Below are 24501 nucleotides of genomic sequence, written 5' to 3'. Positions count from 1 at the left end.
TTTGTTGAATAGATAATTTAAAAATTTCATGCAAAAAAGTGTTTTGGTGGAGATTCTCCGCTCCCTTGAAAAGAAGGAGATGCGCGACCTCAACAAATGGCTGCAATCGCCAGCGCACAACCAACGACAGGATGTAGTCAGGTTGTTTGACTATCTGGGCAAACATCTCTCGGACGAGGGCGAGTCGCTGGGAAAGGAGGTGGCTTGGCAAGCGGTGTTCCCCGGGCAGCCATACGACGATGCCTATATGCGTCAAGTGATGTACTTTCTGCTGAGGGCAGTAGAGGAGTACTTGGTTTTTTCATACTACACACGCGACGGCGTGCGCTACCAGCTGGCGCTTTCGCGGATTTACCGACGGCGAAAATTAGACAAAGCCTATAAGCAGTCGCATCGCTTGGGTTGGGAAAACCTTCACAAACAACCTTTGCGCAACGATTTTTACCTGCTCAACAAATTCTTCTTCGAGCAGGTGGAATACGAGCATCGCATGAACATCACCCAAAATGCACCAGTCAATCTACAGGAAACAGCCGATGCATTGGAGAGATGGTTTTTGGAAGAGCGTTTGCGCATCAGCAAGGATATGTTGGCACATCAAAGCATTTATCAGAAAATCAATTACGACCATGGATTGCTGCAGGAAGTATTGGCCTATGCTAACAACAAGGCAATGCTGCATGAACCCGCCATAGGCGTTTATTACAATACTTACATGGCGCTCACCCATCCGGAGGAAGAAGCCTATTTTGATGAATTGGAGCGAAGGATACACAATCAAATGGCGTTTTTTAATCGGTCAGAGGTACGGACTCTATATCTCGCAGCATTAAACTACTGTGTGCCAAAAATCAATCAAGGCAGGCAAGACTTTTACAGAAGAGCCTTCGAGCTGTATCGTAGCGGGGTGGAAACAAAAATACTTTTGGAAAACGACAATCTTTCACGATACACCTTTTTGAACACAGTAAGCAGCGCCTTGAAAGTAGGGGAATTTGACTGGGCCGAAAAGTTTGTTGAAAATTTTCAACAGTATTTGGAAGAAAAACAACGGCATGGCACAGTCAACTTTGGTCTTGCTCGCCTCTTTTTTGAAAAGGGGGAGTATGATACCGCACAGCGTTACTTGGTGGCTTTTGAGTATGATGATATGTTGCAAAATATCGTGGCCAAAACCATGCTGCTCAAAATTTACTACGAACAGGATGAGTTTGATGCCTTCGAGTCACTCCTCGAAAGTCTCCGCATCTACCTACAACGCAAGGAAGCATTGGACCCCACCCGTAAAGCTGCCTACAAAAACATGATAAGCTTGATGAAAAAAATGTTGCACCTCAACATCTACTCCAAGCCCCAGAAAGAAAAATTTCGCGAAATGGCCACCCAGACCAACCCGTTGGCAGAGCGGGAGTGGTTGTTGAGGCAGGTGGACGGGAAATAAATTCGTCGTTTCTTTGCAGACTTTTTCACTAAAACACTCAGAATTGAAACAGGGATATAAAGTCGTGTTGCTGGTGCTGCTGGTGCTGCTGATTGACCAGAGTTTCAAATTTTACATCAAGACGAATTTCAGAATCAACGAGCAGGTCTATCTATTCGGCCTTGAATGGGCGCGGCTGCTGTTCGTTGAGAATGAAGGCATGGCCTTTGGCATCAAGTTCAATGTGGACCATGGCGGTTTCGATTATGGGAAACTGATATTGAGCCTGTTCCGCATCCTGATGGTGACGGGGCTGATTTGGTACACCAAAGTGCTGCTGAAAGCCAATGCCCCCATGGGATTTGTCTATTGCGTCGGGTTGATTACCGCCGGGGCGTTGGGCAACATCATTGATAGCACTTTTTACGCGCTTATTTTTAGTGGTGATTACCACGAGGTGGCCCGATTGACGCCTTTTGGCCAAGGTTACGGGCTGGAAGAAGGGCTGCCCATGCGCGGATTTTTGCACGGGCGCGTGGTGGATATGTTGTACTTCCCGATGTTCAACATCAACCTGCCCGAATGGCTCGGGGGGGGCAGTTTCCTGTTTTTTAGCCCCATATTCAATGTGGCCGATGCCGCCATCACGACGGGCGTTTTGAGCATCTTGCTTTTTCAGCGTCGCTTTTTTCGCGATGGTTTTGTGGAGGAGCCTAAGCCCCCTGTCTCCGTGGATGAGGCATTGCTCATCGAAGAAACGACCACACCTGATTTGGAAGAAGACGTAGCGGACACGCCGTCAAAAGAAAAAAACGAGGAGGCTTGAAGTGGCTCGCGTCCCGAACGGCGAATGAACCTTCGTCAACTCAGCTCCCGGCAAGCGCGATACAGGTCTTGCCAGTCGTCGCGTTTTTTCACCACTGTTTCCAGATATTCTTGCCAGACCGCGCCGTCCGTGGCGGGGTCTTTCACGATGGCACCCACAAGGCCGGCGGCAAGGTCGTGGGCGTGAAGTTCGCCATCGCCAAAATGCACGGCGAGCGACTGCCCCTGGTGTATCACCGAAATGGCCTCGGCTGTGCTCAGGGTAGCCGTTGGGCTTTTGAGCCGTTCGCGGCCATCTTCTGTTTTGCCCCCCCGAAGCTCGCGGAATATGGTGACAAGTCGCTGTATCTCGCGCACCGGTGCCGCTTCTGGGGGCAGTTCGAGGGATTTGCCTAATGCGGCCACGCGATTTTGCACGATTGTCACCTCCTCGGCCAGCGTGTCGGGCAAGGGCAGCACTACTGTGTTGAATCGCCGTCGCAAAGCTGCTGACAGTTCGTTCACCCCTTTGTCTCGGTCGTTGGAAGTCGCAATGAGGTTGAAGCCCTGACGCGCTTGCACTTCCGTGTTGAGTTCGGCCACAGGCATCGTTTTTTCGGAGAGCAGGGTGATGAGGGTGTCTTGCACGTCGGCGGGGATGCGTGTTAGTTCTTCCACGCGCACCAACTTGCCTTCGCGCATGGCCGCCATGACTGGGCTGGCGACGAGTGCCTGCTCTGAAGGGCCTTCGGCGAGCAAGCGTGCGTAGTTCCAGCCGTAGCGGAGTGCTTCCTCGTTGAGCCCCGCGGTGCCTTGCACGAGCAGTGTGCTATCGCCGCTGATGGCAGCGGCAAGGTGTTCGCTAACCCAAGTCTTGGCCGTGCCGGGCACACCGAGCAAGAGCAAGGCGCGGTCTGTGGCAAGCGTGGCCACGGCGATTTCGATAAGACGGCGGCGACCATAGTATTTTGGCTCGATGCGCACATCGCCCGCCTGCCCGCCCAGCAGGTAGGTGACGACAGCCCAAGGGGAGAGCCGCCAGTTGGTCGGGCGAGGGCGGTCGTCGTGAGCCGCGAGGGCGGCCAGTTCGTGGGCGTAGGCTTGTTCGGCGTGCGGACGTATGATAGGCGACATGGGTTGTAGTTTTCCGCCCGCTCGGATGAGCATCTGTTCGGACGGGATTTGAAAGTTTGTGGTTTGAAGCCCGCCCGGCCAAGCAGAGCGGACGGGTTTGGCAAAAAATCGCAGGGGCAGGCAGCCTGAACGAGACTTTTGTCGTCAACCCGTACGTTTGTGCGGCAAAACTAATTTTTCCATGCAAATCACTCGATTATCACTTTTGGCGCTATTCGGATTTTTGGCGCTTTTCATTTCTTTTTGCAAAAACAACCCTGTGGAAACGGTGGAAAGCCGCGACAAAGAGGGCCAATTGGAACGCTGGCAACGCCGGAAGCAGGATTTTGCCAAAGAAGGTCTTTACCAGCGTTTTTCAGCCAATGGGCAACTGCTCGAAGAGGCTCGCTACACCAACGACACGCTGGATGGCGAGCGAAAATTTTATTTTCCCAATGGCAAAACAGAAGCTGTGGAGCGTTTTCGCAGGGGGCAATATCACGGCAAGTATCAAAGATTCTACGAGAGCGGCCAGCTATACGTCGAGCAGGAGTTCGTGGATGGCGCGATGCAAGGGCTGAGTATTGTCTATTATCCGAACGGTGCCATCAAAGAAAAAGTAACGATTCGCAACAACACGGAGGACGGCCCTTTCTGGGAATACTGGGAAAATGGCAACTTAAAGGCAGAGGGTATCTATGTCGTTTTTGAGGACGAACCACTGGAACACGGCGAGCTCAAAGAGTACAACGAGAGCGGCGAACTGATTAGAATCGCTCAATGCGACAAAGGTGTCTGCCTGACTACTTGGAAAAAATAGGCGTGATGTCGAAGTCGTCTCACAGGCCATTTCGTCATTGGCAATGAGCAATTTTCAATGACTCATGAGATGCCCTCATCCGCACAACGAACACACAACAATACGACCATGCATATATTTTTACGGACAATCGCCGCAGTCCCGTTGCTTTTTGCTCTTGGCACTTGGCATCACGCAAATGCCCAAATCACGGGAGGTCAACAGGTGTTTTCATTTCTGAAACTTTCTCCCTCGGCCCGCATCACGGCATTGGGCGGAATGCAAATCGCAGTGAAGGACGATGACTTGGCTTTCGCAGCGGCCAACCCCGCCGCGCTGAACCCGGCTATGGATGGTCGCATCACCTTCCAGCACAACTTCTTTTTGTCCGACATTCAGCACGGCTATGTCGCTTATGCCAACGACCTCAAGAAAATCGGCTTCACCGTGCACGGGGGTATCCAGTATGTGGGCTACGGCGACATTCCGTTGGCCGACGAATATGGCAACAGATTGGGCGGCAATGTGCAGGCCTCTGAGACGGCGCTGACCCTCGGCGCAGCGCGTCCACTCACCGACCGCCTATCCTTGGGCCTAAACGTCCGCATGGGCTTCTCCACTCTCGACATCTACAAATCCTCCGCCCTCGTGGCCGATGCTGGTATGCTGTATGCCGACACAGCTCGGCGCTTCACGGCCGCGCTGGTACTGCGCAATGCAGGCACTCAACTCTCCACCTACAACGGCAATCGGGAAGACTTGCCATTCGATGTACAGATCGGCATTACCAAGCGTTTTAGATACTTGCCTTTTCGCTTTGGCATCATCGCCCATCACCTCCACCAGTGGGAAATACGCTACGACGACCCCAATTTTCAGGACGACGGCACCCTCATTTTTGGCGGCAGCCCCACAGCGGGCGTGAGCAACAATGGTGTGGACAATTTTTTCCGACACCTTATTTTTAACGGAGAATTTTTGCTGGGGCGCAACGAGGCGTTCCAGCTGCGATTTAGCTACAATCATCTCCGTAAGAAAGAGTTGTCGGTGCGCAACTACCGGAGCCTCGCAGGATTTTCCGGCGGCGTAGGCATCAAAGTCAGCCGTTTCCGCATTGACTTTGGTTATGGAGCCTACCACCTCGCGGGCGGTGTGGTGCATTTTGGCCTAAATACCAATTTAAAGGAGTTTTTTTAAAACCCATCCGAGCGAGCACCCCCCCGCTCGCTCCGCTTGGCCGGGCAAGCACAAAAAAGCTCAGCCCGTCAGCAACACCGCAATCAGGTAGTCCGCCAACAGGATGAGTATGTCGCTAAACACCACCGCACGGGTGCTGGCTTGGCCGAGCTCGACGCTCCCGCCTTTCACATAGTAGCCTTGATAGCAGGAAACACTTGTAAGGATGAATGCGAACACCACCGATTTCACATACATCATAAACACATTGTACGGCACAAAGAAAGACCGTACCCCTTGAATGTATTCGGCATCGGTGATGAGACCCGTTGGGACGCTCGCCAAATACCCACCGATGATGGCCACAAACGCCGAAAAAGTAACCAACAGGGGAATGACGACCACCGCCGCGAACAACTTTGGGGTGATGAGATAAGCGGCGGTGTTCACGCCCATCACCTCCATGGCATCTATGTGTTCTTTCTGGCGCATCCCGCCGATTTCCGCAGCCATGTTGGAACCCACTTTGCCCGCCAAGACCAGACAGGTAATGGTGGGCGACAACTCTATGAGCGCCAAATCGCGCACAATGTAGCCAATGTAATAGCGTGGTACTAGCTGACCATCTAACTGATAAGCAAACTGCACCGCCGCCACTGCCCCGATAAAAACAGAAATAAGGCACACGATGATGAGCGAACCGACACCGATATCATTCATTTGCCGAGCGGTCTCCTTCCAATACATCGAAAGCTTTTCAGGGCGGCCAAATGCTTGTTTCATCATCAGCAGGTAGCGCCCCAGATGATGCAGATAGTTGTATCTTGAGAGAAAATCCATATTTGCGGCTCGAATGGGCTGCGACTTGAGGGCAGGCTGCCCAAAGGCGATTTTTTAAAAATCCTTGAAGCAAGGAATCAGGTTCAAAGGTTCAAGTTTTTTCAAACTTTGAGGCAAAAAAATTGTCCTGCAAACACGGCTGCCCGCCAACCAATATCAATAACCAATTGCTCATCTCCCACGTTTATGAACAAAACCGCTGTCGTCACAGGTGCCACGAAAGGCTTGGGGCGTGCCATTGCCGAGATTTTTGCCGAACATGGCTTCGACCTCTGCGTCTGCGCGCGCACGGAAGCTGACTTGGATGCCATGCAAGCAGAGTGGAAAACCCGTTTCCCCCACACAAAGCTGCATACCTACCCCGCTGACGTAGGGAAAAAGTCAGAAGTGCAGGAGTTCGCCCGCTTTGTTCAAAGCACTTGGCAACACCTCGACGTGCTGGTGAACAACGCTGGCATATACCTGCCCGGCGGCGTGGCCGACGAGCGCGAAGGCTCTTTGGAAACCTTGTTGGAGACCAACCTTTTTAGCGCCTATCATCTCACGCGGGCCTTGCTTCCAGCCATGCTGTCGCACCGCAGCGGCCACATTTTCAATATGTGCAGCATCGCCAGCCTCATAGCCTACCCGAATGGCGGCGCTTACACCATCTCAAAATTTGCCCTGCTCGGCTTTTCCAAATGCCTGCGCGAAGAGATGAAAACCAAGGGAATCAAAGTGACAGCCATCCTGCCCGGCGCCACTTGGTCGGACTCTTGGCGCGGCGCGGATTTTCCCGAAAAGCGCCTCATGGAAGCAACCGACATTGCCAAAGCAGTATGGGGCTGCTATAATCTGAGCGACGCGGCAGTGGTGGAGGAATTGTTGATACGCCCCCAATTGGGCGACCTGTGAATCTTTTTTTACCGCAAAAACTCCGGGCAGCGAATGTCGCCAAAATAGTACATCATCCCGATGGTGAGGAAGGCATACATATCGTTGCTCTTCCCATTGCCGCGCTGGCGACCGGGCTGCCCGATTTTGGGCTCCAGCGAGCGGTCGGCCAGTTGGGCAGCGATTTCGCCGCGCTGCGCACGGATGTCGCGGATGTCGGCGTAAGATCCGCTCACATCATCCAGATAGTCGGTGAAAAGTTTGCGCCCGCTCAACTCGATGTTGAGGCTCCAGCGATATGACAGGTCCATCTTGAAACCGAACCCGTAGGCAAGCGCACCCTGTGTGGTGTTGTATTCCTCGCCGCGAAACTGCCCTTCCGTGCCCATTTTTGTCAAGTCATAGCGTTTCCCGTCCAACTCGGCGCGAGGGTTGAAATAAAACATCGTGATGCCGGCAAACAAATAAGGCGTGTAGAAAAAATCTCTGTGACCGTGAATGTAGGGCATGAAGTTGAACTCGAACTGAGCCGTGCCATCAATCAAAATACTCTCGAAAGAAAGATTGCGCCGACGCTCAAACTCGTTTTGGGAATCGGCATCGAAGGCACTGATTTTGCCATAGGTGAACCCCAGCCGTGCCGCAAGTCGGTCGTTGAAATTGTAGCGTGCGCCAAAACCACCCGACAAGTGGAGCCGATTGACGCGCCAGTTAGTGTTCAAGTCGCCAAAATAGTTCGAAGCGCCGACCCATCCGCCCACCTCCGTGCCGCGCATCTGTGCGAAAGAAAATTGGCTGGTCAGGACAAGTCCGCCCAAGAGCGCCCAAAATCGAATGTGCTTCATGTTCAAAAGAATATACAGGGAAATACCCTCGAAAATCAATTTTTGAGTAAAAAATCAAGGACATTTCGGGGAACGTCCGCAAAAGTAGCGCGATTTTATGGTTTGTCGCCATCGCCCGCCAAAAACGTGCGCGAAGCAGACTTCGTATAGGTAAGAGAAAGTTTAAAAGGACTGGCGAGTGATGGGCTGACAGGCTACTCTTGTGCTCCGTGATTTTGTGAATACCCTCACCCTGTGGCACACGGTCACGAAGCGCCCCGCTTAGGACACCCATTGCCGCATCACCAGCCTCCCACCTTCCGATACAGCCCCACCGACACCGATGGCGCGGCCAATGCATTGGTGCCGACAAACGCGCCAGCGACAAGGGCGCTTACCCCCCATTTCCCTTTATGCTCCCAAGCAAGGCCAAGCTGTGGAGATACATACTCCACATTATTGGCGAAAAGGCCGTTCGTGGTGCCGTCAGGGTTGCCATTGAAAAAGGACTTGACCCCGGCGAGTTTGGCCGAAGCCAAAAGCCTGCTCTGCACCAGCCAATAACCCGCCTCGACTTGGTAGCGAAACTCTTCGGAAAAACCTTTCGTGCGATGATTGATGCCTGCGAAGCCATTGGTGTACCAACGAGCAGCGCCGTAGCCCCACTCGACGCGGAGTTGTTGGCTCCACTCGCCGTCGCCCGTGTAGAGCAAGTCAGGGTTCGTGTAGTCGCCGCTGGGGATGCCGAGCCAAGCCGAGCCGCTTAGCACGAAACTACCTTTTTTCAAAAAAACGTAGCGAATACCGAGGTCAACATCGCCAAAAGCCGTGTTTTCCAAGCCCGGTTGCAGCACCTCGCCCGTAATCGCGCCCACGCCTTCGTTCACTGTGTTGCGCACCAAAAACGGGACGTATCCGATGGCAGTCAATTTGTTCGTAAGGCCATATTCGCCATAAAAAGCGGTGGTGTAGTTGCCCAGCAAAGTGCGAGAGCCGTTGAGGTCGTAAATGTTGCCATCGGGGCCAAAATAACTGCGAGCGCGTATGAACGAAAAATCAAGTTTGAAAAAGCCGTGACCTTTGGGCTGCGGCCAGCCGTTGGCAAACATAGGCGCGGCGGCGAGCAAAAAGAATGTGACAAGTGCGATAGTTTTATTTTTCATGTCTTTTTGACAGGATTCACAAGATTTACAGGATAAGGCGGGTGGGACGTTTACGAAACTTTCAAAGTTTCGTAAACGTGGTTTCCTAATTTCCAAGCTGCGCCGTGCCGAAACGCACGTTGAACGGGATGCAGTAAATCACCACATAGTTGAAATCAGTAAGCCCCACGCCTGCGGGCACGGCGTATTCTTGTGCGCCGCTGTTGCTGAGCAGGTTGGCGAGTTTCAGGCTGTTTTGCGAGCTCAGCGAGCCGGAGGCTGTTTTTGCCAAATAAACGCCGAGCTGTGGGCCGTTGGACGATTGGAAATCGCTGCCGAGCAAAAGTCGAAGCCCCGCGCCTGTTTGTTGCAGGGTGGTCGTTCCTTTCACCGAATACCCCATGTTGCCCGAAAAAGTGCCGCTGCGCGAAACACCTCCGGCAGGTGTCACTTGGAACGTAACGGGCAGGCTCTTCACCCCGTTGACGGAAGCCGTCACTGCCGATATCCCCTCGCTTTTCCCAGTGGCGATGCCGCTGGCGCTGACGGTCAGCACCGCGAGGTTGGCGCTCGTCCAGTTCACGTTGGGCGAGGGCAGCTCTTGGTTCGCGGCATTGTAGGCTTTGGCGCTCAGTTGGAGATGGGCACCCACGCCGAGAGAGGTCTGGGCAGTCGTGATGACCACTTTTGCCACCGAATTGTTGTTGACCGCGACGGTCACAAGCACAGAATCGGCCAACCCGCCCGGGGCTGTGGCGACGGCCCATGCCTGACCAGCGGCAACAGCAGTCACAAAGCCCGCGGTACTGACCGAAGCCACCGCCGGGGCCGAAGAGCGCCACTCCACAAGCCCAGATTGGTTTTCGCCCAATTCATTGATGTAGGTGCCAGACAACTGGCGGGTCTGCCCGATGGAAAGTGAAATGGCGGCGGGTTCGACACGGAGCGTTGGCTCCAAAATTTCTGGGACGATTTCGGTTTTGACACAAGCGCCCAAAGCAAGCACTGCCAAAAGCGAGAGGAAGAGTCTGTTCCGATGGTTCATACCTGTCGTTTTTTGTTTTTGAAAATGACGACGGTAGAACTTTCAAAATTGGAGAAACGTGGCGCGACGGGGCCTAAAGGCAAGTGACTTGTCGGGGTGGGGACAAACAGAGCCTACCCCGACAACCGCCGCACTGTCTTCGCATCACCCATCACGCTGCTCTCATTGGCATCCTTGCGCTTCGTGTGGACGCGAAGGATGCGCTGGTTTTCGGCTTTCACAAGCGGGTCTTTTTTGTGTTTCCAGAGCATTTCGCGGGCGAAGGCGCTGGTTTTTTCCAAATCCACGACAGGCGCGGGGTAATCGAGGCCGGGCCGGAACTGGTAAAAAGCCGCCTCCAAAGCCGTCACTTTCCACGGTTCGCGGGCGAAAGGCGCGGGCAAATCGGCCAGTTCGGGCAGCCATTTTCTTATAAAAACGGCCTCCGGGTCGTGTTCTTCGGCCTGTTTCACGGGGTTGTAAATCCGAATCGTGTTCACCCCCGTCGTGCCTGCCTGCATCTGAAACTGCGAATAGTGAATGCCCGGCTCGTAGTCCAGAAACATCCGCGCCAAATGGTGGACACCTGCTTGCCAGGGTTGCCAAAGTTGGTGCGTGAGGAAGGAAACGAGCATGGAGCGCATCCGAAAATTGAGATAGCCCGTCGCCGCCACGCAGCGCATACAAGCATCCACGAGCGGAAATCCGGTGCGGCCTTCCTGCCAGGCCGCCACGAGCGCGGGGTCGGTTTCCGTGCGGATGGTGTCGAAGCCCCGGTTCAGGTTTTCAAACTCCATGCGGCACTCGGCCTCGAATTTTTGGATGAAGTGGCAGTGCCAGAACAGGCGTCTCGTGAACTGGCCGAGGTTGTAGCGGTCGCCCGTGTGCTCGGTGGCCGCGCGGGTCGCCTGCCACACCTGCCGCATGCTCAGGTTGCCCCAAGTCAGATAAGGCGAGGTACGGCTGCAACTGCGCCGCGCCTCTTCCGGCTTTGCTATGTGTTTGAAATACTGTGACTTGCGCTCGTGGAGGAAACTGTCGAGGTAGCGCCGGGCGGGATTTTCACCGCCGGGTTGCATTTGTTTTTCGGGCGAAAAAAGGGCGGGTGGCAGCGGGTTTGCCCTGAATTTTTGCAAAAAATCGTCGGGCAAAATGGCGGGTTGCCACTGCGAAAAATCCGGTTCGGCGAAGGGTTGGCTCATGGTGTCCACCCATTTTTGCTCCCAATTTTTTCGGTTAAAAAGCCGTCGTGCCACACCACCTGTCTGAAATTCGCGCCACGCGATGCCGTGTTTTTTGCAAAAATCCGCTACTGCCAAGTCGCGGTCGAAGGTGAGCCGATTGCCTGTTTCCTCGTGCGAAAAAATTGTTTTTACCTCGAAGATGTCGCGCAACGCATCCAGCACGGGCAGCACCTCGCCGTGCAGCCAATACAGCGGGATCCCGCGCGGCGCTAAACGCGCCTCCATGTCGCGCAGGCTTTCCCACACGAATCGCCAGTGCCGCACGTCGCTGTCAGGATGGCGCATCCACGACGGTTCGAAGCAGTAGAGCAGCAGCAGGGGCAGCCTTTCGGCGATGGCCGTTTGAAGCGGTGCATGGTCGCTCAGGCGCAGGTCGCGTTTCAGCCAGACGATGTTCACAGCGGGCAACATGGCGGGAGAAACAATGCACTACGGGAAGTGGTTTTCAGTGAGTATGCCCATACACCCGAAACCCCGCCCAGAAAAACGGGTGCGCTTGCGCTGGGTGTTGGTGTGCGAAATTGATTTGCGCCTTGCGCAGCGCCATATCCTTGGTCATACTTTGTTGCAGATTGCGGTAAAAGTCAACCATGAGGTCGGCCGTGCTTCTGTCGTGTGCCACCCATTGAGAGGCGACCACGCTGCGAGCGCCAGCATACAGAAACCCCCGCACCAAGCCGATGATGCCCTCGCCTCGAAGGAGTCGCCCCCCACCCGCTTCGCAAGCCGAGAGCACCACCATGTCGGCAGCCAGCGCCAACGCGAACAAATCTTTGGCCAACAACAGTTCGCCGTCCGATGAGGCGGCCACGAATGAAAAGTCTCCCTGACGGTCGTCGGCTCGGCTGTGCGTGGCCAAATGGAGCATGGTGTACCGTGGCGCGTCGTTGCGGAAGCGGGTCAGGCTGGTGGCTGAGCCCAGCCAAGTATCGCCTTTCACGAGCGCGGCGATGGCTTGCACCTCTTCGCCAGAATAGGGCAGGGTATGGAAGCGGCGGTTGGCTGCGGCGGTTTGAGCGTCTTGCTGCCGGGAAAATGGAGCAATGCCCAGCCACTTTTTTTCTGCTTTTTTGACAGGTGGTGGCTTGATTTCGAGCAGTAGGTTTGGCGAAAGGGAGTAGCTAAGCGCCTTTTCGCGCAGCCAGAACGGGTAGGTGCGAAAATTGTCCGCATCCATAGGGGCGCCGGACAGGAGTGCCCCGAACGGCAAGTGCCAAAGTTTGCCGTCGGGGATGAGTACGATGCGTTCGGGCAGCACGGCGGCTACGGGCGCTATAAGTTGCTGGTACACCTCTTGTGCGGCAGCCACATAACGGTCCAAGCTGCTGTCGTAAAGGGCATCGGTGGGCATATCGGCGGTGTGGTATGCGCTCAGGGATTGCTGCACCTGTTCCAGCGCATCGTTTAGTGAGGCATCCATTGGCAGCGTGTGTACGAGCAGCGTGTCGCGGGTGCGCACGAAAAGGTGCAGGTTGTTGGCCGTTTGGCTGAAGAGCAGGAGGGCTTGGTCGGGGGCGAGTGTGCGGCGGTGCAGTTCGTCGCTGGGAATGTCGCGGCCCAATTTGCGAAGTTGGAAGTAGGCGGGGTGCTCGCGCTCGATTTGGCGCAACAAGGCATCATATTCCTGTCGCCACTCGGTCAGGTTGCTATTAAGCCAGAGCAGATTGCTGTCTTGGTGTGCGTCGGCCATAAAGCGGGATGTTTCCAGTTCTTTTTCAGCAAAGACGATGCGTTGCCGGAGGCTGCTCTCGGAGAGGATAAGTGTGTCGGATATGCCAGCATACCGAAGCGCACCGAGTTGTCGCATCGCCTCGGCAAGCAGGAAGGCTTTGCTTTTGCCTGCAATTTGAAAGGCCACTTCGGCATGTCGGGCATCGCCAGTGGCGACAAAAAGTGCTAAGCGCGTGTCGAGCCAATGTTCCAATGCGGGGTGGTCGAGGTCGTAGAAAATTTCGCGGGAGCTGTTGACGGTGATTTCCTCCACTTCGTGAAAGAGGGTTTCGGCGGCAAGGGCGGCGAAGTGCTCTGACCGAGACAACAGGGCAATATCGCGTGTTTGCTCCCAGACGCGATATTGCGTTCGGGAGTACAATAGACAAAGTTCGCGGAAATGGTCGCGCGGCAGCACTTCCGATGGGGTTTGCAACGAGTAACCAGCGGCGGCAAATGCTGTGTCGCAGCGTAGCAGACAGGAGCTCCAATCGCCTTGCGCAAGGGACAACTCGGCCAATTTTGTGTAAACGCGGAATAATTGGGCATAGTTGCCGCCCAAATGTTCTTCAATGATGCGCAACACTTGGCGGTAGCACACTTCGGCTTGTGCGTACCGATGTGCCGAGACGTATGCCTCGGCCAATACCTGCAAGGTTCCGATGAGGTGAAAATCCTTGCCGCTATAGTATTTTTCATTGGCAGAGACGCAGGCTTCGAGTTGCTCAATGGCCAGTTCAGGTTGTTTTTCGCGCAGGTAAAACGAGCCGAGGTCTTGTAGAAATTGGATATAGTCGAGGTCTTTTGCGCCTTCTCGTAGGTATATGTCCTTGGCTTCCAGCAGATAGCGCAAGCCAGTCTCGGATTCTTCCATTTGCTGGCAACACCACCCGATTTTCACATACAGGTCAGCGAAGTAAGAGTCGCCGGGCTTCAGCAGGTTTTTCAGTTTGGACAAGGCAAACAGATATTGTTCTCTTGCTCTTGCGAAGTCGTGCAGCCCGAACCAAGCATTTCCGAGATGATAGCCAGCGTAGCCCAAACCCTCGTGGTTTTGTCGGTCGGCATATACTGCACGGGCATTTTCCAATGGAGGAATGGCCGCGTGGAATTTTTTTTCGGCATTCAGCGCCGAACCGATACCTACCCGTACATCGGCCATGACACGCGCAAATCGGACGCTGTCGGGGCGCAGGAGTTCCAAGGCTCTTTCCTCGTGGTGGTGCACTTCCCGAAAACGATATTGCTTGCGAAGGGTCAGACCGATTTGGTGGTGGCAAATGGCTTGACGCAACGTATCGCGTGCGGTTTCAAAAACAGGCAAATTTTGAAAGTACAGGTGGAGGGCCTCTTGCTCCCGGTTGAGTTCCCGCAATCCGCGGGCGACGAACATACGGGCAAAGGCGGTCTTGGGATGGTCTGAGCCGTAGAGGCGCGTAAAAATGTCAATTGCTTTGGTCGCTGAGGTTATTTCCTCCGCATAATGATGGGCATTGTGGTGCTGTCGGGCATTGTTAAGGAACTCTTCTGCCAAAAGCGAGTCGTTCCGCACATCAGAATCGGTTTGGGCAACCGTCCAACTTGGGAGGCTCAGAGCAACTATTAGGCAAAGTATGGAAGTCGTGCGTAGCATCGCTTCATTGCATGGCTGCTTTCAGCTCTCGCGCCTGCTCCCAATACGGGTGCTCTGGTTGGGCCAGCAGGGCATCAAGTTGCTGCCGGAAGGCCGGTTCTTGTTCGGGCATTTCAGCCAATCGGCACAGCAGCAGACCCCATTCGGCGGCGTAGCGGTACTGGCGGCTGCGTTGCTCCGCGAGGGCGCTGAATCTTCCGGCGGCCTCGTCAAACCGGTTCAGGCGGAACAGGGCATGGGCGGCCAAAAATGTGGCGGACTGGGCGCGTTCACCCTCGGCTTGTGCGAGCAGGTCGAGTGCCCGTTGGTATTCGCCGGCACTGTATGCCTCCTGCGCCTCGGCAATCGCATCCGACACGCCCTCGGCTGGAACGCGCCGGTAAGCAGACGGGCTTGGAGCATCCAAGTGGCGAATGGCCAAAAGGCGGTAGTCGGGGCGGGCACGCCGCTTGGCTATGGGTTTTTCCGAAGCGGGTGCGGGCGGTGGTGGCTGGGGTGTTTCGGGTATGACAGGGGTGTTTTTTTGTGATTCCGGTGTGATGGGGGCGGCTCGTGGAGCGGGCGCATTGCCCGGAGGCAAAAGGAGCCAAACCAACACGGCCAAAAATAGGGCACCGACGACCAGAGCGACTTTCCAGCCAAGCGTGCTGCCGTTTGCCGCTCCGCGTCGTTTTTGTTTTGCCCAAGCTTGAAACAACTGGCGGCTATCGGCGGCGATGAGGAGCTCCGAGGCGGCCATCTCGACACGGAGCAAGTTCACGCGACGGGCGAAGTCAGGTTCACTAGTGACCAGTGCCTCCAAAACCGCCCGCTCAGGGGCGGTGAGCCGCCCCTGCAGATAGTTTTTGATGTGTTCGTCTGGTAGTTGTTCGTGCATGATAACCTTGTGCGTGGATGGTGTGATTATGACAATAGCGGGTGTCTCATAAGTCGTTGAACATTGAAAATTGGCCATTGAACATTGAAAATTTCAAAATTGAATGTCCAATTTTCAATGAACAAGGAGGGAATTTCACATTGTCGCTTTTGTGCGCCGGAACGCTGTTGCGGCATATATCGGAACAGCGTTCCGATTTACTTGCGACAATCTGAACAATTGCCTTGGCGAGCCTCCTTTGGTCACCTCTCCATTTCTCCGACAAACCATTTCTCCAACAGTGCCTTGAATCGCTTCCGACACAAAAACGCTTCCTTCTTGGCTACGGCACCACTGGCGTAGCCCATTTGGTTGGCGATTTCCTCCATGGAGTAATCCAACTGATACAGTTTCAAAAGGTTGCGGCATTTATTAGCCATCTGTTCCAACAGTTTTTCCAAGTGGTCTCGGCGCTCGTCAAGGAGGAACGCCAGTTCGGGGTCGCCGCTGGGTGGCGGCTCGGGCGGTGTTTCCATGTATCGGGTGTTGTTTCGTCCGGTTTTTTGCTGCTCGTTGTACCAATGCCAGCGCACGATGCCCATGAAGTAGGCTTCGATGCTGCCCTCGCCCCGATAGTCGCCCAGCCGGAGTTTTCGGTCGAGCACGATGAGTGCTTCCTGAAACACATCCTCGCCGTCTTGTCGGTTGCCGCCGTGCTTGCGCACATGGGCGCTGCATAGTCGGCGCAGTCCCTCATTGTCGAACAAGGCTCGCAAGGCTGCTTCCCGCTGGGCGGGAGCGTTGCTGACGAGTGCAGCGATGATGACTTCCGGTGCGAAGTCGGGGTTGTGCATGTTATGTTGGAAAAGTGGTGGCGTGGTTACCGCTGTGCAAAGGGAAAAATTTTTTTCGAGAAATTTTTATTTGAGACGGTAACCTGTTGGGGGGGTAGGGTAACAATTTGGGGTATGCGGGGATTTCCTGTTTGAATGAGTGATTTTTTCACCTAAAATGACATTTTATGAAAGCATTTTACTGCCTTGTAGCACTGTTTCTTGCGCTCCTATTTTCCGTCTTATAAGCCGACTCTATCTAATGGTAAACGGTGTAGTATTAACCCAAGCAATATGAAACATATCATTCTTTTCAGCCTAATGTTTGCCTGCTTGAACATGGCCGTGGCCCAAAAAGCCAGCCTCCGCTTGCTGCCCGAGGCAGGTCTGTCCTACCCGCTCGGCGATTTCAAGTCGCAGAACGTGTATGCGGCAAAGGGTTACCAATTTGGTGGGCACTTGGACTTGATGTGGGGCAATTTCGGCCTCGGCCTCTACGGCGGCATGGACAAAAACAACATCCAATATGAAGACCTGCTCCCGGCAAGCAACTCCGGCCTGAGCATTGTGAAAACGGCGGATATTGAGCAGGGATATTGGCGGCAATTAGCCGCCGGGTTAGGGCCTGTGTTGAGACTGAATCTCTCGAAGCGGCTCAATTTTGAGTTGTCTTCCAAAGCCGGCGTTGCACAAATCGCTTATCCGAACTACAGCCAATTGGTCAATATCGGCACGCCACCCGTTCAGGAGTTTACGCTATACCAGACTAATAATGAGGCCGTTGCGAAACAGTTCAATCCCATGCTGCTTTCCGCCGGGCGGTTGAACATCGGGCTCGCGCGGAACATTGACCTGTCACTCTCGGGCAATTTTCGCCATGTGCGGGACGTACGCCACGCCTATCGCTTCCTCGATGGCGATTTCAGCCCCAACATGACGAACGAAGCGCTGCTCGAAGCCCTCCGCACAGCGCCCACGGTGGCGGAAGTGCGCAAGTGTCATTTCAACAGCGTAGGCGTGACGGTAGGGCTGGGCATTATATTCGGAGGAAAGAAGGACAGGCCTGATGAAGTCAAAATAGCCCCGCCCGTGCCCGAATACCCGGAAGACGGTGCCACCATTAGTACGGAGGAGGCAGACTCGCTCGTGTTGCAGTGGCAGCGGGAAAAGCCGGAGACCGCCAAGGCGAACTACAACCTGTGGTTGTACAAGGTGGCGGAATCCGGTCGAGGCGCGGACTCCCTGATTCTCAAAACAAAAACGCAGCGGAAGAACTTGCTTGCCTTGCCACAGAGCGTCCGACTGGAGCCGGATCAGACGTACAAGTGGCGGGTGCAGGCGGTGGACGACAATAAATTGAAGCCCTGCCCCGGCGATTGCTACAGCCTGTATGCCACCTTCCAGGTGGGGGGCGACGAGTCTGTTTATTACTACGAATTGCTGACCAAGGATGCCGGCAACTATGTGGAAGCAAAAGGCCAACTGCGGGTCAATTTGCCCAAAAACCTTTACCTGCAAGGGAAGGTAGGCGGCAGTATATTCAATGCCAAAAACGAAGAGGTGCTGAAAGTGGAGAACCTGTTGCCGGGCAACCGCAGCGCTTTTCATACGACCGACGAACAGGGCCGTGTCGCCTTCAGCCTGCGCGGCCTGCCGGTAGGCTATTACCGCCTCGAAGTGCAAGACGAGCAGCACCGGCGGTATTTTCTCAGGTTCAAAATTGGAAAAAGCACCGCGCATGAAAAGGATTAAAAACAGCGTAGGTCTCCTGTGTATAGCATTAGGTCTTGCCATGGCAGGCTGCACGGCCAAGTCAGAACCCGCACGAGCACCTGTGCTGGATTTCATCGCTCTTGCGGACTTTGAAGACGCTCCGGCAGGGTTTAGCCAGGTGTTGCTGCGCATGCAATTGCTCCACACCCGTGCGGACATACTCAAGCACGGCTTGAGCACGCCGGAAGAGCATCAGGCACGGCTTGCTTATTATCGGACGCAATTCCGGGAGGATGTTTTCTTAGTGTCCGGGGCAGATACCATCCCGTGCTACGATGCCCATGCAGAGCGGCTGTACATGGATTTGCCGTACATGAATTTCATCCTGACCTTCAATCATCCCGTCGCCCAAGGCGACGAACTCCTTGTCCGCGACGTGGTCTATTCCGGCCAAACGGTATTGGCGACCATTCAACCTAAAACACAATTGCAATGAGAAAACGAGTCATTTACGCCCGGATTTTATTGGCCATCATGGTACTCCAGGTGGTATCGGGAGTGCCAGCCTATGCGCTTACCGGGGGACCTTCCCAGCCGGAGTTTCAGGCATTTGAACCTATCGGCACCACGGAGATGGTGAACCTACCCGACGGCGGATTCACCTACAACATACCGCTCATGGACATCGGGGGCTACCCGCTGAACCTGTCTTACCATTCCGAAATCACTTCCGACATGGAGGCCTCCTGCGTAGGACTGGGCTGGACGATCAACCCCGGGGTCATCAACCGGAATGTGCGGGCGCTGCCGGATGATTTTAATGGAGGGGAAGATGCCGTTCAAAAAGAATACAACTTGAAAACCAATAGAACTTTCGGTGCCTCACTCGCCTTCAGTTATGAAATATACGGACTTGATGCAGCGAAAGGGATAAACAGCGAATTGAATTTGGGATTGAGGATGGGGGCATTTTACAACAATTATTGGGGCGTCGGTTATGAATTTGGATTGTCGCCGGGCATCTCGTCGGGCGATAAAGGAGCCGGCTCTTTGACCGCCAGTTTGGGGTTCAACATAAACTCTCAAGGCGGCGCCAATTTCACTCCAAGCCTGCGGTATTCTAAAAAAATGGAGGACATAAAAGACATATCCAATTTCGGTATGGCGGCAAGTCTCTCTACGGCAATAAATTCAAGGAACGGCCTGAAATCCGTCAACATGTCTGCCGATTTTTCTCAAAACATAAAAGACCAGCGGATAGGTGACAAGGATGTAAATTACGCCTCGGCAGGCAGTTCCGCTTCGGCTAGTTTCAATTTCGCCGGTAATACGTTCACGCCTGAATTCACCATGCCACAGGCCAACTATTCCGTGTCGGTCAACGTAAAACCAATGGGTATTGAACTCTTTGGCTCTAATGGTGCGCCGAACATCTCTGGATACTACTCGGAACAGGGACTGCGTAGCAAAAAGGTGAATAAAGCGGCTTACGGTATGCTGTATGCTCAAAACGGCTATCAGAATGATAATGCTCTGATGGATTTCAATCGAGAAAAAGACGGCGCCTTCCAGGATTACAGCATTCACCTGCCCATCGTCAATCCGGGCTATGACGTGCTGAGCGTCAACGGACAGGGCATCGGTGGCAGTTTTCAGTTGAAAAGAAGCGACGTGCCCGTGTTTTTTGATGCCAAAAGCGATGCTATTGGGCGCGGCGGTAGCCTTGGGATAGAAATTGGAACCGGCAATACGGCCCACGGTGGCGCCGACATCAAATTTAACATGACCAACAGCATATCGAAGAAATGGAGTAAAAATAACCTTTTGCTGAACAAATACAACTTTGTCGGCAACGCCGGCGAAGGCTATGAAAGCGCCTATTACAAGGCCGCCGGGGAAATGGCCGTAGAGTCGGACGACCAATACTTCGAGTACATCGGCAAGGACCAGCCGGTAACCGCCGTGCTGAAAAAAGGCTCCAAATCTTTTAATGTGGAAACCCGGGACTTTCTTGTCACCGACAAAGGCACCACTGTAAAAACGCCTCAAAATACAGCAGTAACAAGAAAAAAACGCGAGCGCCGCAATCAGGTCGTTTCCTACCTCACCGCCGATGAAGCGGCCATATCCGGCCTCGAAAAGAGCATCAATACGTATGAATTTCCAAATGGCAGCCGTACGTCCGTTTCCCGCAAAGGCCAATACCGCAAAGGGCACCACATCTCCCAGATTGAGGCGGTTCAGCCCGGCGGCATGCGCTACATCTATGGCATACCCGCCTACAACATTTTGCAAAAAGAAGTAACGTTCAGTGTAGCGCAATCTGGAGTTAATTGTAGCGAAGGCGTAGTGATCTATAATGGCGCTAAAGACGGGGACAACAGCCCCAAGAACAAGAAGGGACAGGATAACTATTTCAGCGCCGTTACTACTCCGGCTTACGCGCATTCCTATCTGTTGACGGCTGTATTGGGGAAAGACTACGAAGACCGCACCGGAAATGGGCCTACGGAAGACGATTTCGGCTCTTACACCAAAATCAACTATGCCCGGATGAGAAACCCGGTAACCCAAGACACCGTCTATCACTGGCGCTTGCCTTTCGGGGAACAACGGGCTAACTACAACCCCGGCTTCTACTCCAAGGCCCACGATGATAAGGGAACTTATGTTTATGGGCAAAAGGAGATACTCTATGTGTACTCCATCGAGTCCAAAACCATGGTGGCCGAGTTCCATTACAGCGAACGGTTCGATAGTTACGGGGTAAAAGATGAAAACGGCGGCTTTGCGGCGTACAACCTCAACAAGAAATTGGATAAAATCGTCCTGTATGCCAAACCCGACCGGATTAAAAACGGCACCAAAGCGACTCCTATCAAGACAGTTCATTTTACCTACGACTACAAACTCTGCCCCGGCACGGACAATTCAAAGAAGGACATAAAAGACAACCCCAACGGCGGCAAATTGACCCTGCGAGGCCTGTACTTTACCTACGGCCATTCGCAAAAAGGCAAACTGTCGGAGTACAGATTCCAGTACAAAAACGAGGGCGCCAAGTACAGCAGCAAAGACTACGACCGCTGGGGCTACTACAAAGCCGGAGTTCACCAGAACCTCAATTGCGCCAATCCGGGTAAAAATGACCCGCTCGGCAGCGACGAGTTTCCTTACTCCGAACAGAACGAAAACACGGCCAACGCCAACGCCGGCACTTGGTCGCTCAATCGTATTGACCTGCCCTCCGGCGGTACCATCAAGGTGGATTACAAAGCCAAGCACTACGCTTATGTGCAGGACAGGCCGGCCATGCAGATGATGAATATCGCCGGAGTGGGCAGCGTAAACGGGGACAAACTTTACAGTTTGACCAATCCATTCCAGAACACGTTCAAGGTCTTCTTTTTCCTTAAGAATCAGAACATTACTCCTGCCGAGTTGAAAAGAGACTACCTGAGAGACATCAAATTCAATGACGACCATATTTATTTAAAATGCTTGGTAAAAATGAACTCGGGCCCATTGAACAATGAGCGATGGGAATATGTATCGGTCTATACTCAAATTGCATCTTGTGGAGTCGAAAAACACAATGGCATCAACTATGGGTATGTCAATCTCGTGGCACTTCCTGTAAAAGATGATATAAATCCAATAGGCAACAACATCAACCCCGTCACCAAGTTTGCGCTCCAGTACATGCGCGAAAACCTGCCGGAAATCGCTTATGATCAAGACCCGGTGGACGAAAGTTCTATTCGTTTGGACCTCGGCTTGTTCAAGCCGCTGGCAGCCATGAGCAAACAATTCGTGGATTTGGTGCATGGCTTCAACAACGTCATGATTGCTCGCGGGTATGCCAAAGAAATCTCCCTGAAGCGTTCCTGGATAAGGCTCTACGAGCCTAACGGTGTGAAATTCGGCGGCGGCAGCATGGTGTCTCAAATCGTCATCGAGGACAACTGGGACAAAATGACGGGCGACCCCAACGCCGGCTTCCGTTACGGCCAGGAGTACGACTACACCACCGAGACCATCCGCTCGGACGGCAGCAAAGACACCATCAGCAGCGGGGTAGCCGCGTACGAACCGCTCATCGGCGGCGACGAAAACCCTTGGCGGAAGCCGCACGTCCTCAAGGAAAAGCGCCGATTTGCTGCCGATAACGTGCATTTTGTGGAAGAGCCTTTCGGCGAAGTTTTTATGCCCGCGCCGCAAGTGGTATTCGGCAAGGTAACGGTGCGCAACCTGCAATACGGCAACGTGAAGCGCACCGCCACAGGGCATACCGTGATGAAGTACTACACCGCCAAGGATTTCCCGGTGAAGCCCAACCGAACCAACCTGCAGCGCCTGCCGGAGCGGGTAAGTCCCATTTTCTCCTTGTTCAAAATCAAACTCAAAGAACACATGAACGCCGCGCAGGGCTACCTGATGGAGACCAACAATATGCACGGGCAGCCCATGTCGAGCGAAGTATTTGATGAAAACGGTGAGAAAATCTCCGGGGTGCATTACTACTACAAAACCAAATCGCCCGGAGTATTAGACAACGAAGTGGACGTCATACATGCCGACGGCAGCGTCAAAAAGGGGCTGTTGGGTATCCATTACTCCTTGGCCGGCGATGCCCGACATTCCAAATCCAACACGCTGTCGGCCGGTGTGGCTTTCAATTTGGATGGGTATATGATAGGCATTCTTCCGGTTATGATCCCAATGCCTTGGCCCGACTATGAGGCAAGCGAAGAGCAATTCCAGTCCGTGTCCTTCACCAAACTCATCCACAAGTGCGGCGTACTGGAACGCGTAGAGGCCGAAGACCTCGGCTCGCGCATAGCCACCGAAAACTTGGCCTGGGATGCCGAAACGGGCGAGGTCTTGCTCACGCGCACCTACAACGAGTTCAAAGACCCGATTTATAACCTCAAACTGCCCGCACACTTTGCCTACAAGGGCATGCAAGGGGCTTACCAAAACATCGGGTTTGAAACAAGCATCAACCCGGTGTCGAATGGCTTGGGGAAGTTGACCTCGACCACCGCAGCCAACTATTTTCTGCCCGGCGACGAAGTGCTCCTGAACGGCACGACGAAAGCCTGGGTGCTGCACGTCAACACAGCCAACCAACAACTATACTTGATAGACATCAACGGTCAACCGCTCACTCCCCCCACCGGCAAAATCAAAGTCACCCGCTCTGGCTACCGCAACATGCCCTCCACGCAGATTGGCAGCATCACCTCAATGGAAAATCCCATCAAGGGGAATACACTGGTACTCAATAAAGACACCAAGGTGCTGCACGCCGAAGCCGTGGAGTACAGCGAAAACTGGCAGTCCTTCTGTGGGCCGGCGAAAAACGATGAAGCAAGCAATTGCTTCCGAAAAGACATCCCCGTCAATCCTTTCGTGCGAAATGTGCGCGGCGAATGGCGGCCCGAACGCTCCTGGCTCTACCTTACGGAGCGCGACAGGAAGCCGCTGCCATCCAGCGCATCCAACAACTCCAGTACTGACCTCCGCGACAACGGCGCCTACACGGCCTTCAATTCTTTCTGGCAAAAACCGACAAGTGCCGCCGCCGGCGCGCTATGGCGCAAAGACGACAAGGATTGGATTTGGTCGGCGCTGACCACCCAGATCAACTCCAATGGCACCGAACTGGAATCGCAAAACCGGCTCGGGCTGTATTCGGCAGAAATACTCGGCTACTACCACCAACTCATCACTGGCGTGGCGGCCAACAGCCGATACCGGCAAATAGCTTTTGAGGGCTTTGAGGATTTCGACTACAATGCCGCCTTGCCCTCCGGTTGCCCTATCCCGCGTCATTTCGGAGAGGGGTTTAATAAAGTCAGAATTACCAACAAAACCAGCCATTCCGGCAAGTACGCACTGGAAGTGCCTGGTTCGAGCAAGGAAGTTACCATCAACTACGAAATTTGGGAGAATTGCCCCGGCAAAACAGACGTCCCCGCCCAACGGGCACGCACGCCCTTCGTCTTGTTCGATTGCGAGTGTATCCAGTCTTTTTCCCCCGACCCCGGCAAATACGTGCTGACAGCCTGGGTGAAGGAAGGCAACGGATTGGGCAAGCGGTTCTACGATCAGCACAAGATGGAGGTGTTTACCAGCAGCGGAATAGCAGGCTTGTTTCGGGCGGCAGGCCCCATCATTGACGGCTGGCAGCGCGTGGAAGGGGAGTTTGACATCGCCAAGGGCGATACCCACATTCGGCTCGAACTGGCGGCTTTGGACAAAAATACAACGGTCTATTTCGACGACATCCGCATATTCCCCTTCAACGGGAGCATGAAAAACTATGTGTACGACGACATCTCGCTGAAGTTGCTCGCCGAGTTGGATGCCAACGGCTACGCCAAATTCTACGAATACAACCAGGCCGGCGAACTCATCCGCATGAAGCAGGAAACGGAACGGGGCATCATGACCATCCAGGAATCCAATTACAGCAGTCCAAAAAAATAAAA

At 53.9% G+C, this 24501-nt stretch carries 17 protein-coding genes; 8 read left to right on the top strand and 9 right to left on the bottom strand.

The features are described from left to right. Positions 1-28: 28 nt before the first annotated feature. Positions 29-1441, top strand: coding sequence for a hypothetical protein (locus KIS77_09950; GenBank protein ID MCW5922658.1), 1413 nt, complete (start codon positions 29-31; stop codon positions 1439-1441). Positions 1442-1484: 43 nt separating this feature from the next. Then, positions 1485-2246 carry a lipoprotein signal peptidase gene (locus KIS77_09945; GenBank protein MCW5922657.1) on the top strand — a complete coding sequence of 254 codons (762 nt, stop codon included), beginning with the start codon at positions 1485-1487 and terminating at the stop codon, positions 2244-2246. 35 nt (positions 2247-2281) lie between these two features. On the opposite strand, the gene KIS77_09940 is transcribed toward KIS77_09945, so the two are convergent. Then, positions 2282-3358 (bottom strand): AAA family ATPase, encoded by a 1077-nt coding sequence (locus KIS77_09940; GenBank protein MCW5922656.1) that lies wholly within the window; start codon positions 3356-3358, stop codon positions 2282-2284. Positions 3359-3539: 181 nt separating this feature from the next. Here KIS77_09940 and KIS77_09935 point away from each other — a divergent pair, with 181 nt between their 5' ends. Continuing rightward, the gene (locus KIS77_09935; GenBank protein MCW5922655.1) at positions 3540-4157 is read left to right on the top strand and encodes a toxin-antitoxin system YwqK family antitoxin; all 618 of its coding nucleotides are present in this window, start codon (positions 3540-3542) and stop codon (positions 4155-4157) included. A gap of 108 nt (positions 4158-4265) precedes the next feature. Further along, positions 4266-5333: a type IX secretion system protein PorQ gene (porQ, locus tag KIS77_09930; GenBank protein MCW5922654.1), complete on the top strand. Its 1068-nt coding sequence runs from the start codon at positions 4266-4268 to the stop codon at positions 5331-5333. 60 nt (positions 5334-5393) lie between these two features. On the opposite strand, the gene KIS77_09925 is transcribed toward porQ, so the two are convergent. Then, complete coding sequence (locus tag KIS77_09925; protein ID MCW5922653.1) at positions 5394-6152, bottom strand: ABC transporter permease; 759 nt, start codon at positions 6150-6152, stop codon at positions 5394-5396. 186 nt (positions 6153-6338) lie between these two features. On the opposite strand from KIS77_09925, the gene KIS77_09920 reads away from it, so the two are divergent. Continuing rightward, positions 6339-7046: an SDR family oxidoreductase gene (locus KIS77_09920; protein MCW5922652.1), complete on the top strand. Its 708-nt coding sequence runs from the start codon at positions 6339-6341 to the stop codon at positions 7044-7046. Positions 7047-7054: 8 nt separating this feature from the next. Here KIS77_09920 and KIS77_09915 read toward each other — a convergent pair whose 3' ends face one another. From KIS77_09915 to KIS77_09885, 7 genes are all read right to left on the bottom strand, one after another. Then, positions 7055-7870: an outer membrane beta-barrel protein gene (locus tag KIS77_09915; GenBank protein MCW5922651.1), complete on the bottom strand. Its 816-nt coding sequence runs from the start codon at positions 7868-7870 to the stop codon at positions 7055-7057. Between the two features lie 281 nt (positions 7871-8151). Next, positions 8152-9012, bottom strand: coding sequence for a hypothetical protein (locus tag KIS77_09910; GenBank protein MCW5922650.1), 861 nt, complete (start codon positions 9010-9012; stop codon positions 8152-8154). 85 nt (positions 9013-9097) lie between these two features. Continuing rightward, entirely contained in the window at positions 9098-10036 is a 939-nt protein-coding gene (locus KIS77_09905; protein ID MCW5922649.1) for a DM13 domain-containing protein, read from the bottom strand. A gap of 113 nt (positions 10037-10149) precedes the next feature. Further along, positions 10150-11670, bottom strand: coding sequence for a deoxyribodipyrimidine photo-lyase (locus tag KIS77_09900; GenBank protein ID MCW5922648.1), 1521 nt, complete (start codon positions 11668-11670; stop codon positions 10150-10152). Positions 11671-11704: 34 nt separating this feature from the next. Then, positions 11705-14521 carry a CHAT domain-containing protein gene (locus KIS77_09895; GenBank protein MCW5922647.1) on the bottom strand — a complete coding sequence of 939 codons (2817 nt, stop codon included), beginning with the start codon at positions 14519-14521 and terminating at the stop codon, positions 11705-11707. An 85-nt stretch (positions 14522-14606) separates the two neighbouring features. Beyond that, positions 14607-15479, bottom strand: a complete 873-nt coding sequence (locus KIS77_09890) for a hypothetical protein (protein MCW5922646.1) — start codon at positions 15477-15479, stop codon at positions 14607-14609. Between the two features lie 242 nt (positions 15480-15721). Then, entirely contained in the window at positions 15722-16312 is a 591-nt protein-coding gene (locus KIS77_09885; GenBank protein ID MCW5922645.1) for a sigma-70 family RNA polymerase sigma factor, read from the bottom strand. A gap of 273 nt (positions 16313-16585) precedes the next feature. Here KIS77_09885 and KIS77_09880 point away from each other — a divergent pair, with 273 nt between their 5' ends. The 3 genes from KIS77_09880 to KIS77_09870 are packed head-to-tail and all read left to right on the top strand — an operon-like array spanning position 16586 to position 24499. Beyond that, positions 16586-18043: a hypothetical protein gene (locus KIS77_09880; GenBank protein ID MCW5922644.1), complete on the top strand. Its 1458-nt coding sequence runs from the start codon at positions 16586-16588 to the stop codon at positions 18041-18043. After that, positions 18030-18500: a hypothetical protein gene (locus KIS77_09875; GenBank protein ID MCW5922643.1), complete on the top strand. Its 471-nt coding sequence runs from the start codon at positions 18030-18032 to the stop codon at positions 18498-18500. Before KIS77_09880 ends, KIS77_09875 begins: the two co-directional genes overlap by 14 nt. After that, positions 18497-24499 carry a hypothetical protein gene (locus tag KIS77_09870; GenBank protein MCW5922642.1) on the top strand — a complete coding sequence of 2001 codons (6003 nt, stop codon included), beginning with the start codon at positions 18497-18499 and terminating at the stop codon, positions 24497-24499. Before KIS77_09875 ends, KIS77_09870 begins: the two co-directional genes overlap by 4 nt. Positions 24500-24501: the final 2 nt, after the last annotated feature.

It is taken from the genome of Saprospiraceae bacterium (assembly GCA_026129545.1).
Taxonomy (GTDB): Bacteria; Bacteroidota; Bacteroidia; order Chitinophagales; family Saprospiraceae; genus M3007.
Note: the sequence above shows the minus strand (reverse complement) of the source record. Positions and strands in the feature narration are given on the sequence as shown.

Bases quoted from the DNA above. Each gene is read 5' to 3' on its own strand.
- KIS77_09880 (MCW5922644.1), top strand. From the start codon at position 16,586: ATGAAACATATCATTCTTTTCAGCCTAATGTTTGCCTGCTTGAACATG.
- KIS77_09925 (MCW5922653.1), bottom strand. From the start codon at position 6,152: ATGGATTTTCTCTCAAGATACAACTATCTGCATCATCTGGGGCGCTAC.
- KIS77_09920 (MCW5922652.1), top strand. From the start codon at position 6,339: ATGAACAAAACCGCTGTCGTCACAGGTGCCACGAAAGGCTTGGGGCGT.
- KIS77_09910 (MCW5922650.1), bottom strand. From the start codon at position 9,012: ATGAAAAATAAAACTATCGCACTTGTCACATTCTTTTTGCTCGCCGCC.
- KIS77_09905 (MCW5922649.1), bottom strand. From the start codon at position 10,036: ATGAACCATCGGAACAGACTCTTCCTCTCGCTTTTGGCAGTGCTTGCT.
- KIS77_09950 (MCW5922658.1), top strand. From the start codon at position 29: ATGCAAAAAAGTGTTTTGGTGGAGATTCTCCGCTCCCTTGAAAAGAAG.
- KIS77_09900 (MCW5922648.1), bottom strand. From the start codon at position 11,670: ATGTTGCCCGCTGTGAACATCGTCTGGCTGAAACGCGACCTGCGCCTG.
- KIS77_09875 (MCW5922643.1), top strand. From the start codon at position 18,030: ATGAAAAGGATTAAAAACAGCGTAGGTCTCCTGTGTATAGCATTAGGT.
- porQ (MCW5922654.1), top strand. From the start codon at position 4,266: ATGCATATATTTTTACGGACAATCGCCGCAGTCCCGTTGCTTTTTGCT.
- KIS77_09940 (MCW5922656.1), bottom strand. From the start codon at position 3,358: ATGTCGCCTATCATACGTCCGCACGCCGAACAAGCCTACGCCCACGAA.
- KIS77_09890 (MCW5922646.1), bottom strand. From the start codon at position 15,479: ATGCACGAACAACTACCAGACGAACACATCAAAAACTATCTGCAGGGG.
- KIS77_09885 (MCW5922645.1), bottom strand. From the start codon at position 16,312: ATGCACAACCCCGACTTCGCACCGGAAGTCATCATCGCTGCACTCGTC.
- KIS77_09935 (MCW5922655.1), top strand. From the start codon at position 3,540: ATGCAAATCACTCGATTATCACTTTTGGCGCTATTCGGATTTTTGGCG.
- KIS77_09915 (MCW5922651.1), bottom strand. From the start codon at position 7,870: ATGAAGCACATTCGATTTTGGGCGCTCTTGGGCGGACTTGTCCTGACC.
- KIS77_09870 (MCW5922642.1), top strand. From the start codon at position 18,497: ATGAGAAAACGAGTCATTTACGCCCGGATTTTATTGGCCATCATGGTA.